Here is a 17,800-nt window from a genome sequence, read left to right as displayed (position 1 = left end):
AGCTGGTGATTCCTATAATGTTCTACATAGAGAATTAACTTAGAATGGTAAATCATCATTCTCATCGGCAGCCGGGATATTGGGTTCGTTAAAGCCTGCAGGCTGTGAGGATGCGCCGGATTCCCTGATATTATTGGAATATTCCGGAGCGGCTCCTCCTGCGGTTTCCCTGGTTGCGTCGATGGGGATCATTCTTTCGCAGACGACTTCCGTAGCAAAGCGTTTAATGCCTTCCTTATCGGTATAGTCTCTTTTAGTAAGTCTTCCTTCGACGTATACTCTTTTGCCCTTTTTAAGGTTGTCCCTGTAGTAGTCAGAGAGGCTAAAAGCAACGACGTTATGCCAGGTAGTTTCGTTCTGCCAGTTACCGTCCTTATCCTTAAAGCTATGGTCGGTAGCGACACCAAAAGAGGTAACAGCGATGTTATTTGCTGTAAATCTTGTTTCTGCATCTTTCCCGAGCCTTCCGAGCAGCATAATTCTGTTTAATGAGAAAGCCATATTCCCTCCAGTAAAAAATAGTTTTATTTCAATAATAATTTACAATTAATTAGACGAGATGCAATATATTCCCCGTGGAAAAGGTGATTTTCCGGGGGAAAATAGCACATTATCATTCTTTAGTAGTAACTATAAAAACGTCTTTAAAGTTCTTTTTTTTCAGATCTTTTGCGGCTTTTTCGGCATCAAATCTGGTCATAAAACCTTCGAGACGGACCACAAAAAGGCCGTTATCGGGATTAAGTTTCACGATAAGGTTCTTCCCGAGTTTTCTCTGGGCAGTAAGGGCAAAATCTGACGCATTAGCATCAGAGCTGAAAGCTCCGAGCTGGACAGCGTAGTTACCCTGGTTTTTTACAACTTTTCTAACCTCCTGGACAGGCGGCTGAATTTTTACGGTTTCAGGCTCTTCGTCCTTAATCTGGCGGTCTACGGGCACTTTTGTCTGCAGGTGTCTCAGTGAGTCGGGCACGCCGCCTGAAATGCCGTCTGAGATGTCAGAGGAATCGGGCGGCAGCGGAGCCGAAGAATCCGAGAAAGCCACCTGTGAATTTTTGTTCATATCAGCCATTGACTGGTCCTCTTTAGGGGTAGAAGAGCAACCGTAAAGGATTGTAGCTGCAAGCAATAAAGACGGAATAGTTCTTATAGTTTTACTCATAATGAAGTCTTAAAAGTTGATTAAAGTTCAAAGCGAAGATATAGAATATTTCATCAAATTCCCATTAAAATTTAACGGGTTTTGAGTACTTTTTTAAGGGATAAGGGAGAATTAAATTAACTAAAAAAGCCCGGAAACTGAGGGGTTCCGGGCTTTCTGTTATAAGTGTTAAAATACATTGCTCAGGTTTGTGTGCAGGAGACTATTTCTCTCATTTCAGGAGCATGAGTTTTTTAGAATCCCTGAACGCACCAGCCTGAATGGTATAGATATAAATGCCTGAAGGGAGTGAGGATGCATTGAACTGGACGGAATGATTTCCGGCTGTTTTGTATTCATTAAGAAGAGTTGAAACTTCCTTACCCAGCATGTCATAAACTTTTAATGTTACCATTCTACTCTCAGGGATTGAGTAGTTTATGGTTGTGGACGGATTAAACGGGTTCGGATAGTTCTGGGAAAGTGAAAAACTTTCTGGCAATGAGGCGTTATCCTTTTTAACGTCTGTCAGGATTACTCCATCTTCTCTGAATACATCCAAGCCTTTATAAGTCCCGATCCATTTATTGTCTAGCTGATCAACAGCAATGGAAATGACATTTCGGTCTATAATTCTGGAATTGATTTTATTGTAAACAGTCCAGTTTTGCCCGTCAAACTTGGCTAAACCCGATCCCATAGTCCCCATCCATTTATCCCCATGCTCGTCAACAGCAATTGAGGTAATTCGATTATACTGGTCAGCAAAGCTCCTCCGTGCGAAGGTCATGTGAATATCAACTACTTCACCGGTTTGGGTATTTAATTTTGAGAGGTACTTTTGTGTACCAACCCAGAGATATTGTCCCTCAATTGTCTGGCAGGTTATTTCTGCTTCAGCAGAGAAGCTTACCCATTGCTGCGCATAGCAGTAAGAAGATAAAATGATGATAACAGAAAGTACTTTTAGAAATTTTATTTGTTTTGTCCTCAATAGTTGTTGAACTGGAACGGATCTGAAACAAAACTGATTATTTATAGATTTATACTGGTAATATGTGGAAATTTATTTCTTTTATTGCTGAAGTATGTGATTAGAGCCGCATTAGCAATAATTTTATAATCTCCTATATAATTATATGGCGACGGAGGCCGTTTTCGGAAAAATTATTGAAAAAAATTGTAAAAATTTGTAGATAAGTTAAAATATTTAGCTGGAAAATGAAAGTGCGGGGCGGAAAATAAAAAAAGGCGGGGTTTGCCCGCCTTTTTTAAAGGAAGAATTATCTCAGAATTCTTAGAATCCGTAGCCTACGCCGAAGCTGATGCCCTGGATGTTCATGCCGCTTGTGGCGGGAAGAGCAACGCCGTTGCCGAGCTGGAGATTTATGTCGCGGTCTTTGCCGATAAGGTATTCATATCCTAAATCAAATGTCAGGCTTGCAACCTTATAGCTGGCGCCGACTGAAACGGCATTGTAGCTGATGCTCGGGAAAAGGATGTTGTATGTTTCATCCGGAGCCGGGGCGGGATCTATATAATATCCGCCTCTTACTGTAAAGCTGTTATTTATCTGATATTCTGTTCCGAAACGGATCTGTGTGGCGTCTTTCCAGCCCAGGGTGAAGACGTTCTGTTTTGCTCCTGAAAGAGCTGCCTGCCATTTGGCATCGTCGTAATTGGCAACAAACTGGTCTTCACTCTTTGACCACTGGCTGTACTGTGCGTCTGCCGTAATAACCCAGTTCTCAACCGGGCGGACAGCAACGCCTCCTGAGACCCACATCGGCCAGGCTACGTCACGGCTGAACTTGCTTTCCGAGGCCATGCCGACGGCAGCCATGCCGGGGTTCTTTGCCGTTCCGTCCATGCTTACTGCAGTTTTTGTCCTGAATGAAGCACCCAGGCTTATCATTTCGTTTACCTTGTAGTGTGCCCCGAGTGTGACACCATAGCCCAGACCTGTTGAGGATTCAGAAAACTGGAATACATAGGTCTGTCCGTTTTGGGGCGACTTCATTGCAGCAGGCTTTTTAAGGTCGAACATTCCGTAGAAGATATTGAATGCCGCGCCGACGGATAAGTTTTCGCTTACCTTATAAGCTACGGCAGGAGAAATGTCCACTACAGCAATCTTGCTCATCCATTCAACAGGCGTTCCGTTGCTCATTTTTACAAGATCCTTACCGTTCCATTCGGAGCCTAAGCCTGCAGGCACATAAACGCCCAAAGCAAAGGTAAAGTCCTTTGCAGGTTCAAAGCTTAAATAACCCATCAAATTAGGTGAAATGTAATGGTTGACTTTGGTTTTCGTATCAATTCCAAGCACAGGTATTTTTAATGTACCGATTGGAATTACGTCTGTTGAAAACAGGCCAATATAGTTGCCTTTTAACTGGCCGATGCCTGCCGGATTCCAGTAAATTGCAGTATAGTCGTTGGCAAGACCTACAAAAGATCCTCCCATACCTAATGATCTTGTGCCGATTGAGTTAAGGCTGAGACCATTAGAAAAAATGCAGCCTGTAGCAATTAACAGTGCGGCTGCCAAAGATAGTATTTTTTTACTCACGAGACCTCCCAAGTGATTTTTTGATTATGAACTAATTCTCAGAAGAATAGACATACTAAACGCCGCTCTAGCTGATGGTAAGCAGAACGGTATCTTTTTCTACTGAGCTTCCCTCCTTTACGAAAATTTCTTTAATTATGCCTGAAGACGGCGCGTGCAGATCATTTTCCATCTTCATGGCTTCAAGAATCACAACCGACTCGCCCATTTCAATTTTATCACCAACCTGTTTCTTAATTTTTAAGATCATCCCCGGCATGGGAGACTTAATAAGATCGTGGTGATTTTCCTTGTTCTTAATGTTCTGCAGTTCCTGGGCTTTTTCCTGCAGTTTTGTTCTGATGGTAGTTTCAAAATAGTGGCCATCAACCAGAAAACCGAATTTCTCCCGGCTTAAGGCAGTTGTAGTAATGTCAAATACCTTATTGCCAAGTTTCAAGAGATAAGAATACTCGCTTACTTTAAGGATAGAGTATTCAATCTCCTTTTCATTAAAAAGGATCTTCCCGGAATCGAGCAGCTTGAAAACCCTTTTATTACCATTTACAGTTGCAACGTACTCATTCATAGAGCCTCCCCGTCCATTTGTTGCCTTCAGGGACCTTATTTTCAGTCGGGCCCGGCTCAAACATTTTCGACTTCAGCAAAACGGCAAGAATTGAAACGGCATCTTCATATTCCTGCGCCTGTTCGCTTTTCCATTTATCGGGGATTAAAGGGATGAAAACATCCTCAACAAAGTTTATGTCAAAAGAACCGTTTATAAACTGCTCCTGTTTTAAGACCCAGCGGCAGGCGGCTATATTGGTCAGAACGCCTGCAATCTTGTATTCGCCGAGGGCCCTTTTCATTCTTTCAATTGCCTCCTGCCTTGTTCTGTCCCACGCAATGACTTTGGTAAGAAGAGGGTCATAAAACATGGATACATTAGAGAAGGGGTCAATTCCTGTGTCGACCCTGATACCTATTCCGTCGGGCCTACGGTGCAGTTTGATGTGGCCCGTTGAGGGTACAAAGTTGTTATCCACGTCCTCGGCATAAATACGGCATTCTATAGCATGGCCGTGAATGGAAATGTCCTCCTGCTTAAAAGAAAGGGGTTTTCCTTCGGCAATTCCTATCTGTTCTTTTACAAGGTCCAGGCCCGTTATGAGCTCGGTTACGGGGTGTTCCACCTGCAGCCTTGTATTCATTTCGAGGAAATAAAAGTTTTTATTCTTGTCCACCAGAAATTCAATTGTGCCCGCATTATAGTATCCGCAGGCCCTGGCCGCGTTAATTGCGGCAGTAGTAAGTTTTTCTCTTAAGGCCTCATCGACAAAAGTTGACGGGGCCTCTTCAATTACCTTCTGATGGCGCCTTTGAACCGAGCAGTCGCGTTCAAAAAGGTGCGCGTAGCTGCCGTGGCGGTCGGCAATTATCTGGACCTCTATATGTTTCGGGTTCTCGATAAATTTTTCTATATAGACCTCAGGGTTTCCGAAAGCTTTCTGTGCTTCGTTCTGTGCCGCCGAGAGTGAAGGTTCAAAGTCCTCTTCAGATGAAACCTTCCGCATTCCTTTACCGCCGCCTCCGGCGGAGGCTTTAAGGAGAATGGGGTAGCCGATTTCGCGGGCAGTCTTCTTCCCTTCTTCGATGGAAGTAATAGGGCTTGTAGTGCCGGGAACGATAGGGACGTTTGAATTGGACATGAGCCTGCGGGCCGAGGTCTTATCGCCCATTAGTCTTACGGACTTACTTTCAGGCCCGATAAAAATAATGCCTGAGTCTTCAACGGCTTTAATAAAATCTGCGTTTTCGGACAAAAATCCGTATCCCGGGTGGATTGCCGAAGCGTTGATCTTTTTTGCAAGATCTATAATTTTAGGGATATTTAAATAAGATTCTGAGGAGGGGGAAGGGCCGATAAAGTAGGCCTCATCCGCCAGGCGTACATGAAGGGAGTCTTTATCCGCCTCGGAGTACAGGCAGGCAGAAGTAATTGAGAGCTCGCGGCATGCTTTAATAATGCGCACAGCTATCTCTCCCCTGTTAACAATCAGAATTTTTTTTATCAAAAAACACCTACTTTAGTTCAACAATAGTAACGCCATCCCCGCCCTGTTCAATGCCTGCAAAGTAGAACTTGTCCACCTGGTCGTGTTTGGTAAGGATCTCCTTAACCATTCTTTTAAGCGCCCCGGTGCCTTTGCCGTGAAGGATCTCAACTCTATCCAGTCCGGCAGTATTGGCATTATCCAGGAATTTTACGACTTCAAATTCAGCCTCTTCAGGTTTCTGGCCGCGGATATCGATCCTTACGTTAGCCGAAGTGCTCTGGTAATTTGATCTGTAGTCGGTTTTTACTTCCGCATCTTTCTTTTTTGCCGGAAGGAGCTCATCGAGCTTTACCTGGATTCTGAAATTGCCTACAAGTAAAACAGCCCTGTTTTTATCGCGTTCGATTTCAATTATTTTACCTGCGGTCTGGGAGTTCTTAAGCTGAGCAAAATCGCCAGGTGCAAATATATGATTTTTGCCGATTGTGTCAACATCGGGCTCGGAGATTAATTTCTTATTCCCGTTCTTTAATTCCTCAATTTCACGCTTGGCGTCGCGGATTGCTTCGCTCTTTGCGTTGGATTCTTTTATCTGGCGGATTGCCTGTTCAACTTTTTTATTAACGTCCTTAAGGTAATCCTCAGCGCTTGATTTAGCCTTCTGCAGGATCTCTTTTTTCTGCGATTCAATCCTCTCGAGGTTAGTCTGGTAGAGGTTAGCAAGCCCTTTAAGCCTTGCGTTTTCAATTTCCGAAGTCCTTAGTTTCTGCTCGAGTGCGCGGGATCTTTTTTCCAGTTCAACAAGAAAGTCCTCCACTTTCGTTTTATCCGAATCGAGGTAGCTCTTGGCAAGTCCAAGGAAATTTTTCTCAAGGCCGATTCTTTCAGCCACTTCGAAAGCGTAGCTGGAGCCAGGGAGCCCCTGGTTAAAGCTGTAAGTAGGAAGGAGCCTCTCGTTATCGAATTCCATGGAAGCGTTTTCAAATCCCGGCTGCTCATTTGCAATAATCTTCAGGCTGCCGTGGTGAGTTGTTGCAAGGACGATAGAATTTTTCCTCTGCAGTGTAACAAGTACGGCTGTAGCCAGTGCCGCGCCTTCAGCGGGGTCTGTGCCCGTACCGATCTCATCGAGGAGCACTAGTGAATTTTCATCTGCGTTGTCCAGGATATTTTTAATGTTTGACAGGTGCGAGCTGAATGTACTTAAGTCGTCCTCAATTGACTGCTGGTCGCCTATGTCGAGCAGTATATTATCGAAAAAGTGCAGGTTGGAATCCGGTGCCGCAGGAATCGGGATGCCGGAAAGAGCCATTATGGCCAGGATTCCCGTAGTTTTCAAGACAACGGTTTTACCTCCTGCGTTAGGCCCCGTAATAAGAATAACGTTTTTATCTGAAATTTCAAGGTTCAGGGGTACTGCTGCCGAGCGCCCGAGTTTTTTTAAGAGAAGCGGGTGTCTTGCATCCATGAGCCTCATGGGCTGAGAGTTATTAAGTGAAGGGAAAGACCCTATTATTTCAAGAGAGTACTTGGCACGGGCAAAAATACTGTCGAGGTTTGAAACGGCCTCAAGTGCCTGTTTAAGCTGCGGGCTATATTCCCCGATTCTTCTTGTCAGCTCTCTTAAGATCTTTTCAATTTCCCTTTTCTCAGCGAAATTAAGTGACAGGATCTCGTTATTGAGTTCAAGGGTTTCCTCGGGTTCGATGTAGACCGTCTGGCCGGAGGAGCTTTCAGAATGAATAAAGCCTTTAACGTGTCTTTTGTGTTCACTTTTGACGGGAACGACCATGCGTCCGTCGCGCTGGGTCACGTAGTCATCGCGTACGAGATAGCTGTCGCTTAAGTCCTTTAATATTCTGTTAATTACCTTGCCGAGCGTATCGGTTTTATGGCGGATTTCGTCGCGGATTTCCCTTAATTTCGGGCTGGCGCTATCCCTCACGTCGCCATTTTCGTCAATAATTTTGCTGATATTATGTTCAAAGACCTTGTCTACAAAAAGCATATCAAGGAACCCCGAAGCGATACTTCCGGCTTCGGTTTCAGACTTCAGGAACTGGAATAGTTTTCTGGAAGTCTCGGCAAGTGTAAGGATATCCAGAATAGACTTATTAGTCAGGACTGCGCCTTCGATTGCGCTTCTTGAGAGGTCATCCCTCAGGTCAGGAAGGTAGCTAATGGGTGGAAAGTCGTTTTTAATGAGGATTTCCGTAGCCTCTTTGACGTAGCTACCCTCGAGGGCTGCAAGGCGGAGGTTCTGCAGCGGCTGAAGTTTCAGGACTTCCCTTTTTCCCGGTTCGGTATAAGCGTAACGGGCAATAAACTGTAAAACTTTTGAGAATTCGAGCTTTTCTAATACGGTTATTGATATCATTTATCGTGCTTCTTTTAATTATACAACTGTCAAAAAACAGGCTAAAGGTGTTTTATCTGGCTGCAATTTTAGGCATCTGCCTGCTTTTGGCTTTTTTTGTAATAACAGTTTTTTTTACTTTTTTGTTCTTTTCAGCAGCAGACAAAGTATCTTTTGCAGCGGTTACTTCAGTCCCGTTTTTCTTTAATTCCGCCTTATCCTTATTTTCGATGTAGTCTCTTACGAAGTTCTTGCCTCCTATCATAAAATCTATAGTTTTTGGCATCAATTCATAGACCGAGCCGTATAAGAGTGATTTATCCTGGGCTTTTTTACCCGGGACGTTGAAAATATTAAGAAAAAGGAAAATGCCGCTAATAATAAAAATGATCTGTATGGTGCCGGTCAGGCCCCCCAGGAGCTGATTAGCAAACTTGCCGACTTTATCGTGGGGGTGGACCATTCTTTTAATAATTGATGTAAGAACAATTACAATAAGGAAAATTAGTATTCCGGCCGCAATTTCAGCAAGGTAAATTTCCTGATCCATCATCGGGGCGATCAGTGTACCTGCTTTAGCAGCAAATTTAACTGCAAGGAATATTCCGAGGAAGATGCCGAGCAGGCCGATAATCTTTCTTACCAGCCCGTCTTTATAGCCAAGGATAAACCCCACGAGCACCAGTCCAATTATGATAAAGTCGACGTAGTTCACTTCTTATGCACCCAGTACTTTCTCAACGATTGATTTAACTACTTTTCCGTCGGCTTTGCCTTTAAGCTCTTTCATAGCCAGGGGCATAAGTTTGGGGAAATCGGCTTTTGACGCTGCACCGGTTTCAGAAGCAAGTCTTCTTACTGTATCCTCAACTTCCTGTTCAGTCAGCTGTTTAGGCATATATTCCATGATGATCTTCATTTCGGCTTCTTCCTTATCGGCCAGGTCATCTCTTTTTGCGGCTCTGTACTGTTCAATGGAATCTTTTCTTTTCTTAGCGGCGGTTGAGAGCATGCGGATTTCCTCTTCCTCGTTCAGGGTTTTACCCGAGCCGCTTTTTTCAAATTCCAGAATAAGTGCGCGAATTGACCTGATGGTTTCGAGACGGAGCTTATCGCCCGACTTCATGGCATTTTTCAGGTCCTCATTAATTTTATCTTTTAAGCTCATGTTCAGCTCCTAGAATGTGTGTTATTAGGCAATAAAATCAGGATTTTTGTACTTACAAATATATCAAAAATTAACATTTATGAAATAATCATCCCTCAGGAATTTTCAAATTCCCGGGGAGTTCAAACACGTTTCCCGTAACGGTGCGGAAGCTGCTGAATATGCTGTAGACCAGGCTGCCGATTTCCTCAGGCGTAACCATTATGCTTTCGTCTTTAACCCATGAACGGTTCTCAGGCGAATCAATAACCATAGGGGCCACACAGTTTGCGCTCAGAGAAATTTCCTTTCCCTCCAGTGCCAAAAGCTTAACCATATAGTTCAGGGCGCTTTTAGAGATAGCGTAGGAAGATCTTTTTACCTCGGGGCGGCTTGCAGCCATTGAAGAAGTAAAGCAGATTGAGCCGCCGGCTGAGTCTTTGACGAGGCTTGCGAACTTACGGGCGATAAGGAAAGAAGAAACAAAGTTCATTTTAAGCATTGTCTGCAGCTGGCTTAAGGGGGTTTCCCATATTGCAGTGCCGGCATTAAAGCCTCCGATTGTATTGAAGAGGAAGAGGAGTTTTCCACGTCCCGGCTTAACTGTGCTGAAAGCCTTTTCAACCTCCTCCTCAAGCGAGAGGTCGCCAGTTGCGATAGTCTGGCAATTGGGTCCCTTAAAGGTAATTTTTGAGGGGGTTCTGTCGAAAAGGTAAATTGTGCTGAAGTCCTTATTTTCAAAGGAGTTCATAACGCCTCTACCCAGTTCTCCCCCGGCGCCGAATATGAGCAGTTCCTTTTGCATTTTGTCCTCAGTTTATTATTCTATTATTTAGCGAAGTTAAAGGAAAAACACAAATGCATGGAGCACGAAGATAAAACGTTCGACGTTCTACGTTCTACGTTCGACGGTTTTTGAACGGCAGGGGCGTAAGAAATTTCAATTGGGGGGAGTTTATTTTAATTTGTCAATTCTTTATCTTCAAAGGTCAATTCAAGAGGGTAAAAATGAGTACGGGCAAAAAGGATCAGGAATTAGTCCGGGGTCTGAATCTGCTTGCTGCAGTGATGATCGTTATCGGTTCGATGATTGGTTCTGGAATCTTCCGCAAGCCTGCTACAATGGCAGGTCAGCTCCTCTCACCAGAATTGCTTCTTATTGTTTGGATTGCCGCGGGCCTCATCAGCTTTATCGGGGCTCTTACGAATTCTGAAATTTCAGGCATGATAGATGAAACAGGCGGGCAGTACGCTTATTTCCGCATCATGTACGGGGATTTTACGGCTTTTCTGTACGGCTGGGCAACGCTTTCAGTTATACAGACAGGAAGCCAGGCCGCAATTGCCTACGTGTTTTCAGAGTATCTGGGATACTTTTTCAAATATCCCCATTTTTCAAAAGAGATTGAGCAGATTGCGGTTTACATGCCGCTTGTGGGAGATATTTTCCCTTTGAAGGACTTTGGAACGAAAGCAGTAGCCATACTGACTATAGGTTTTCTGACCATTGTAAACTACATAGGCGTAGTTTTTGGCGGTGCGGTGCAGACGGTAATAACAATAATAAAAATTGCCTCAATAATACTACTTTCACTCCTAATACTTTTAGTTGGCCAGGGTGCATTTTCGAATGTATATACAGGCTTCAACATCCCCTCACAGAGCGGACACAGCATGCTTTCGATGATAGGGCTTGCACTGGCAGGAGCCTTCTGGGCCTATGACGGGTGGAACAACGTGACATTTGTCTCAGGGGAAGTTAAAAACCCTAAGAGGAATGTTCCTCTTGCCCTGCTAATAGGAACCTTTGCCGTAATAGTAGTTTACGTTTTAATTAATATAGCTTTTCTTTATGTGCTCCCGATTGACAGGATGGCCCACTCCCCTCTTGTTGCGGCTTCGGCAGCCGAGATAATATTCGGTCCCGTGGGGGCAAGCATCATATCCATTGCAGTAATTGTTTCCTCGTTCGGAGCCTTAAACGGGAGCATTTTATCGACGGCAAGAGTGATGTATGCCATGGCAAGAACGAAACTTTTTTTTAAAAGTCTGGGTTGGGTACATGAGAGGTATAAGACTCCGTATGTATCGCTTGCAGTAATGGGAACGTGGGCTGCAGTTCTTGTTTTAACAGGGTCTTTTGACGTCATAACCGATTACGTGATGTTTGCGTCGTGGCTTTTTTATGCCCTGGGAGCATTTGGAGTTTTTATACTGCGAAGGAAGATGCCCCAGGCCCCGAGGCCCTACAAGGTATGGGGTTACCCCTTTACGCCCGCAATTTTTGTAATATTTTCTGTAGTATTTCTGCTTAACACGCTTATTTCCGAGACACAGAACGCAAGGATGGGGCTGGTTTTAGTTTTGAGCGGGGTTCCACTATATTTTTATATGAAGTGGAAGGCAAAAAACAGCAAGCCTGCAGTGGTAAGACTCGAAGAAAAATAATAAATTTAAGACATTAGAAAATATCGATTAACATTCTGAATAATATGGAAAAACAAAAAAAGAAATTTGTAATTGTTGATGCCATGGCGCTGGCCTACAAGGCATATTTTGCCTTTATGGGCAGACCGCTGGCAAATACAAAGGGAGAGCCCACATCCGCGGTTTTCGGTTTTATAAGCCAGCTTTTGAAAATCCTGGAAGTAAATAAACCGGATTACATAGCCGTAGCCTTTGACTCGAAGGAAAAGACCTTCCGTCATGAAAGGTACGATCAGTACAAGTCGACGCGTCTTGCGATGCCTGAGGATATGATTTCACAGCTGCAGAGGATAAAAGACGTTGTTGAAGCCTTTAACATCCCGATTTATATTGTGCCCGGCTATGAGGCGGATGACATAATAGGTACAGCCGTAAAGAAGGCCGAGGAGATGGGGCTGGAAGCTTTTGCCATTACGCCTGACAAGGACTTCAACCAGATTATTACGCCTAACATAAAGGTGATAAAGCCCGGCAAAACGACAGATGAGATTGTTGTAATTGACGAGGCTAAGATTAAAGAAGATTTCGGCTTTGAGCCGATCCAGATGATTGATTATCTTGCGCTCATTGGCGACAAGTCGGACAACATACCGGGAGTTGCAGGCATAGGTCCGGTTGGAGCTCTGCCATTAATTCATCAGTACAAGACGATTGAAGGCATTTATGAAAATATTGAGCAGATAGACAAGCCGGCATTAAAGCGCAAGCTGATTGAAGGGAAAGAAAACGCATTCCTTTCCAAGGAGTTGGCAACAATTCATACCTCTGTTCCATTTGAATGCGACATAAAGAAAACGGAATTAAGAAGGCCGGACCTGGAGCGCCTGAAGAAGATCTTTGAGGAGCTGGAATTCCGCAATTTCTTTGCGCGCGTGGAAAGGATTACCTCGGGCAACGGCAAAAAAGAAGCTTCGCCGCAGAAGGAAACTACGGCTGAGACAGAGGCAGTACAGGAAGCACCACAGTCTGAAGTGACTTCATTTAACCGTGAGCTCATTAAGTATCACCTGATGGTAGACAAAAAAGGAGCCGAGGAGCTGGCTTCAAGGCTGATGAAAACCGAGCAGTTTGTTTTTGATACAGAGACAGACTCGCTTAACTGTTTTGACCTTAATCTCGCAGGCGTATCGTTTTCCACAAAGCCTAAGGAGGCTTATTTTGTTGCAATAAATCCATTTATGGAAACCGGGGATCTTTTCCAGAAAGACATGACAAACAGGCTGAGCATAGATGAGTTTGTAAGGATCTTTAAGCCGGTATTTGAAAATGATAAGATCAGGAAGATATGCCAGAATGGGAAGTTCGATATCGGTTCACTCAGGAAATACGGGATTGAAGTAAAGAATTTTTACTTTGACACGATGATTGCAAGTTACGTCCTGGACCCGGATCAGAAGCACGGGCTGGATGAATTGTCCATTAAGTACTTAAATTACAAGCCCATTCCGCTTACGGCCTTAATCGGGAATAAAAAAGAAGCCTCGAAGATATTTGACGTACCGGCAAGCGACCTGGCCGAGTATTCGTGCGAGGATTCGGATGTGACGTACAGGCTTTATAATATCCTGACAAAAGAGCTGGAGGAGAATAACCTCACGGAGCTGTGCAGCAAGGTTGAATTCCCTCTTGTTCCTGTCCTGGAAGATATGGAGCGCGAAGGGATAAGAATAGATACGGATATACTGAAAGTCCTCAGCAATGACCTTCAGATACTGCTTGATAACTACACGAAAAAGATTTTTGAGCTTGCAGGAGAAGAGTTTAACGTAAACTCCCCTCTTCAGCTGCAGAAGGTTTTATACAGCAAGCTGGGCCTTGCAACGGGAAAGAAGACAAAGACGGGATTTTCCACCGATGCCAGGTCGCTTGAGGGCTTAAAAGGCACTCATGAGATTGTCGACCTCATTTTAGACTACCGCCAGGTGGCAAAGCTAAAGTCCACCTATACCGATTCTCTTCCGGCGCTTATTCATCCTGCAACGGGAAGAGTTCATACGTCATTTAACCAGACTATAACCTCTACAGGAAGGCTTTCGAGCAATAATCCGAACCTGCAGAATATACCGATTAGGACTGAAATGGGTAAGGAGATCAGGCGGGCTTTTGTGCCGAGGAATAAGGATTATGTTCTCTTAAGCGCTGACTACAGCCAGATTGAGCTTAGGATTATGGCAAGCATCTGCAAGGACCCGGCCTTAGTCGAGGCATTTAAGAATTCGGAAGATATTCACCGCTCCACGGCAGCACTCGTCTTCAGGGTAGATCCCAAGGATGTGACCTCAGATATGAGGCGTCGCGCCAAGGAGGTTAACTTCGGCATACTATACGGCATCGGTGCCTTCGGGCTTAAGACGCGTCTTGGCGTAACGCAGACGCATGCGCAGAAGATCATAGACACTTACTTCAGCACTTTCAGCAAGGTAAATGATTTTATGGAAGACTCGGTTCAGAAAGCGCGTCAGAAAGGCTATGCAGAGACTCTGCTTGGAAGGCGGCGCTATCTGAAAAATATTAACAGCAAGAACAGGGTTGTGCGGCAATTTGAAGAAAGAGTTGCAATAAACATGCCTATTCAGGGTACGGCAGCAGACATGATAAAGCTTGCGATGATAAAGATACACGAGGAGCTGAAGAAGAGGAATACGAGGACGAAGATGGTGCTTCAGGTGCACGATGAACTTTTGTTTGACGCGCATAAGGATGAAGTTGACGAGCTGAGGCCAATAATAAAAGAGCTCATGGAAACTGCGCTTCCTATGGAAGTGCCCATTGTTGCAGAGACAGGTGTAGCCGACAACTGGCTGGATGCCCATTAAGCTTTATTATTAACATTAAAAAAGGCGATGGTAATTAAACTATCGCCTTTTTTATTATCTCATTATAATGACCGGGTTCCCGGGCATAAAATAAATTGTGTTATCCCGGAAAATTATTTCTTTAGGAATTTATTTTCCCTGGCGCTGTAGCGGGGTCCCACGTTCGGGTATTTCCTCAGCAGCGCTTCAATATCTTTCAGATCACTTTCAGAAAGTTCAATTTCAGAGGCTTGGGCATTCTCCTCCAGGTACTTTCTTTTCTTGGTGCCCGGGATTGGAATAATGCTGCTGCCCTGAGCCATCACCCATGCAATTGCAAGCTGTGAGGCAGTACAGTTTTTCTTTTGGGCCATCTCCGCAAATTCTGAAGCCAGTTTCTGGTTGTTCTCCAGGTGTTCACCCTGATATCTTGGAAGATTGGCCCTGAAATCTTTGGACGAAAGAGAACCGACATCAAGTTTATTTGTAATAAGTCCGCGCCCAAGGGGTGAAAAAGGAACAAATGTAATACCGAGTTCTTTGGTCAGAGGGAGAATTTCCTTTTCGACCTCACGGAATAAAAGAGAGTATTCGCTCTGGACTGCAGTAATAGGATGCACTGTGTGTGCTTTTCTTAAGTCTTCAGCCGTGCATTCGCTTAAGCCCAGGAAGCGTACTTTCCCCTCTTTTACAAGTCCGGCCATAGCCTCTACTGTTTCTTCCACGGGGACATTTGGGTCGACACGGTGAGCATAATAAAGGTCAATTGTATCCGTCTTCAGCCTCTTCAGGCTCATTTCTACGGCCTCCTTCATCCACTTGGGGGAGGCATCGACATAGGATTCTCCTCCCACAAAAACGTTTCCGCTATTTCCTCTTACTCTGAACCCAAACTTTGTTGCAATAAATATTTTGCTGCGGTTCGGCCTTAGCACTTTTGATATCAGCTCCTCATTTGCGCCGCTGCCGTAGACGTCGGCCGTATCCCAGAAATTAATTCCAAGTTCCAAGGCATACTCCAAAGTTGCCAGGCTTTCCTTGTCGTCCGGTGTTCCATAGGCCGCGCTCATTCCCATGCAGCCCAGGCCGACGGCAGAAACCCTGGCCCCGGTTTTGCCCAATTCTTTATATTTCATTTTTATTTCTCCATTTCATAATTAAAAAATTTACAGTTTCAGCATAGTTAATTTTATTGCAAGCCGATATAAGGCTTTTCCGGGACTTACTTCCCTTTTATGGGCAGGTATTTTTCCCACCATTTTTCAGATGGAATTATCTTCCCGAACTCTGTTGTACCCCCTACAATTGGTGTTGCAGTCTTTATGCCTGCTTTCGCGGCGGCAGCACTCAGGCGCTGCATAGGTTCATACCACGAGTGGAGCGAAAGGTTAAATGTACCCCAATGGATCGGATGGAGTATATTTCCCTTCAGGTCGATGTGGGCCTTAACTGTTTCCTCGGGATACATATGGATGGGGTGCCACTTTTCATTGTAGGCTCCGCATTCAAGGAAAGTCATATCAAAAGGGCCATACTTCTCACCTATCTTTTTGAATCCGTCAAAGTAGCCCCCATCGCCTCCGAAAAAGACCTTATGATTCCTGGTCTTAATAACAAAAGAAGCCCACAGGGATTTATTACGATCTGTAAGCCCCCTTCCTGAAAAATGCTGTGCCGGTGTTGAAGCTATCATAAGGCTGTCGCCAATTTTGAATTCATCCCACCAATCCATTTCTGTTATTTTTTCCGCGGGGATTCCGCAGTCCATTAATTCCCTGCCAACGGCAAGAGGGACAATGAATCTTTTTGCCTTTTTGCTTAATAGTTCGACAGAATACTTATTAAGATGATCATAATGGTTGTGTGAAATGATTACGAGATCTATTTCGGGCAGATCCTCAGCCTTAAGCGGAGTATCGCCATTATACCTTGAGGGCCCGAAAAAGGAAACCTTTTTCTCATAGACCGGGTCGGTTAGTATTTTAATTCCATCGATGTTAATCAGAAGTGACGAATGCCCGAGCCAGGTTACCGAAAGATGATCATTTACAGAAGAATTAAAACCGGAAAGATCAGCCATCTGGCGAGGGATCCGGGTGTCCGGTGTACGGTTATTTCCGGCGAAAAGAAAATCCCAGGCAATTCCTAAAAAATTCCAGAAAGAGTTATCATTCCATTCAACGGCATTGTGGAAACTGCCGTCTTTATATTGAGGGGAATCTTTAATTTTATTTTTATTCACATCTCTATCGTTATTAACTGCGTTTGAAAAGGTCTGATTCATAAACATTACCGGTATAATTATTATAAATATTGCAATTATGTATTTCCCTTTTAATGCGCGTAATTTACGTATCATCAAACTGTCCTTTTTATAATGGATGAGCGCTTATTCCGGGAATGAGATCCCAGTGATCTCTTTGCATATTTCCAGGAATCTATCCTGCAATATGATGTCCCCGGCCTCCGGGTTAAAGCTTCTTTCTTTCTGATGATGAAAATACTTACCCGTAGTTTTAGCTTTTTCATCATTACTTACTGCAAGCCACACCTGTGTCTCATATCCTTTCTTAAGATCATCCGGCGCACCATAGCCGCCCATCTTTGTAGGGACCCAGCCGGGGTCGACTGCATTGGAATATACAGCGGGCCATTTGCGTGCAACGGCCATTGAAAGCATCATTACATGCAGCTTGGAGTCGGAATAAGTTATGCGGCTAACGTCGCTTTTGAGGCTCTCCAGTTTTGAATGCCCATGCAAATGCATACCGGAAGTCAAATAGATCAACCGCTTAGGCCTTTTTATCAGACAGGTAAGTATATAAGGTGCCAATGAATTGACGCTGAAAATTTCTTTGGCTGAAGTCCTGTAAACTCCCGCGTTATGAATCACAGCATCGAAAGAGCCAAGGGCATTTACCTGCCCGGCAAGCTTTATTGACTCTTCAATACTTGAAAGATCTCCTGTTACCACATTCTCAGCCTCGGGCACTTTTTTCAGCGCATCACGTCCTCGTTCTTTATTACGCGCATGCAGTACAACCTCATGCCCTTCCCTGGACAATAAGATTGCAGACAGTTGTCCAAGTCCGTCGGCTGATCCTGTAATAAATATTCTTGCCATTGCTTTCTCTCGTTTTATTAACGATTTAACATATTCGTCTTTAGAAAGTTAAAATGTAGCAGCATCAATTACAAATCTGTACCTGGCTTCTTTATTCTGCATGGCACATATTCCGGTACTTTATTGTTACCAGCTGAGA

At 44.2% G+C, this 17,800-nt stretch carries 15 protein-coding genes; 2 read left to right on the top strand and 13 right to left on the bottom strand.

Annotated features, from left to right (window positions below):
* Positions 1-39: 39 nt before the first annotated feature.
* The 10 genes from ssb to HF312_14420 form a co-directional block, all read right to left on the bottom strand.
* Positions 40-501, bottom strand: a complete 462-nt coding sequence (gene ssb, locus HF312_14465; GenBank protein MCU7521422.1) for a single-stranded DNA-binding protein — start codon at positions 499-501, stop codon at positions 40-42.
* Between the two features lie 112 nt (positions 502-613).
* On the bottom strand, positions 614-1,162 hold the full coding sequence (locus tag HF312_14460) for an SPOR domain-containing protein (protein MCU7521421.1): 549 nt from the start codon (positions 1,160-1,162) through the stop codon (positions 614-616).
* Between the two features lie 211 nt (positions 1,163-1,373).
* A complete protein-coding gene (locus HF312_14455) occupies positions 1,374-2,135 on the bottom strand; it encodes a T9SS type A sorting domain-containing protein (GenBank protein ID MCU7521420.1) in 762 nt (253 codons plus the stop codon).
* 303 nt (positions 2,136-2,438) lie between these two features.
* Positions 2,439-3,713, bottom strand: a complete 1,275-nt coding sequence (locus tag HF312_14450) for a hypothetical protein (protein MCU7521419.1) — start codon at positions 3,711-3,713, stop codon at positions 2,439-2,441.
* Between the two features lie 67 nt (positions 3,714-3,780).
* A complete protein-coding gene (locus HF312_14445; protein MCU7521418.1) occupies positions 3,781-4,281 on the bottom strand; it encodes an acetyl-CoA carboxylase biotin carboxyl carrier protein subunit in 501 nt (166 codons plus the stop codon).
* A complete protein-coding gene (gene accC, locus HF312_14440; protein ID MCU7521417.1) occupies positions 4,274-5,770 on the bottom strand; it encodes an acetyl-CoA carboxylase biotin carboxylase subunit in 1,497 nt (498 codons plus the stop codon). Before accC ends, HF312_14445 begins: the two co-directional genes overlap by 8 nt.
* Before the next feature lie 7 nt (positions 5,771-5,777).
* Positions 5,778-8,129, bottom strand: coding sequence for an endonuclease MutS2 (locus HF312_14435; GenBank protein MCU7521416.1), 2,352 nt, complete (start codon positions 8,127-8,129; stop codon positions 5,778-5,780).
* A gap of 52 nt (positions 8,130-8,181) precedes the next feature.
* The gene (locus HF312_14430) at positions 8,182-8,823 is read right to left on the bottom strand and encodes a CvpA family protein (protein MCU7521415.1); all 642 of its coding nucleotides are present in this window, start codon (positions 8,821-8,823) and stop codon (positions 8,182-8,184) included.
* A 3-nt stretch (positions 8,824-8,826) separates the two neighbouring features.
* Positions 8,827-9,276 carry a GatB/YqeY domain-containing protein gene (locus tag HF312_14425; GenBank protein ID MCU7521414.1) on the bottom strand — a complete coding sequence of 150 codons (450 nt, stop codon included), beginning with the start codon at positions 9,274-9,276 and terminating at the stop codon, positions 8,827-8,829.
* Between the two features lie 88 nt (positions 9,277-9,364).
* Entirely contained in the window at positions 9,365-10,060 is a 696-nt protein-coding gene (locus tag HF312_14420; GenBank protein MCU7521413.1) for an SDR family oxidoreductase, read from the bottom strand.
* Positions 10,061-10,263: 203 nt separating this feature from the next.
* Between HF312_14420 and HF312_14415 the strand changes: the two genes are divergently transcribed.
* Positions 10,264-11,703, top strand: coding sequence for an amino acid permease (locus tag HF312_14415; protein MCU7521412.1), 1,440 nt, complete (start codon positions 10,264-10,266; stop codon positions 11,701-11,703).
* A gap of 44 nt (positions 11,704-11,747) precedes the next feature.
* Positions 11,748-14,558 (top strand): DNA polymerase I, encoded by a 2,811-nt coding sequence (gene polA / locus HF312_14410; GenBank protein ID MCU7521411.1) that lies wholly within the window; start codon positions 11,748-11,750, stop codon positions 14,556-14,558.
* Positions 14,559-14,671: 113 nt separating this feature from the next.
* Here the strand turns inward: polA and HF312_14405 are convergent, their stop codons facing one another.
* From HF312_14405 to HF312_14395, 3 genes are all read right to left on the bottom strand, one after another.
* Positions 14,672-15,673 (bottom strand): aldo/keto reductase, encoded by a 1,002-nt coding sequence (locus HF312_14405; GenBank protein ID MCU7521410.1) that lies wholly within the window; start codon positions 15,671-15,673, stop codon positions 14,672-14,674.
* An 86-nt stretch (positions 15,674-15,759) separates the two neighbouring features.
* Entirely contained in the window at positions 15,760-16,617 is an 858-nt protein-coding gene (locus HF312_14400) for a hypothetical protein (GenBank protein MCU7521409.1), read from the bottom strand.
* 309 nt (positions 16,618-16,926) lie between these two features.
* Positions 16,927-17,661, bottom strand: a complete 735-nt coding sequence (locus HF312_14395) for an SDR family NAD(P)-dependent oxidoreductase (GenBank protein MCU7521408.1) — start codon at positions 17,659-17,661, stop codon at positions 16,927-16,929.
* Positions 17,662-17,800: the final 139 nt, after the last annotated feature.

The organism is Ignavibacteria bacterium (assembly GCA_025612375.1).
Taxonomy (GTDB): Bacteria; Bacteroidota; Ignavibacteria; order Ignavibacteriales; family SURF-24; genus JAAXKN01.
This window is presented reverse-complemented; position numbering and strand designations above follow the sequence as displayed.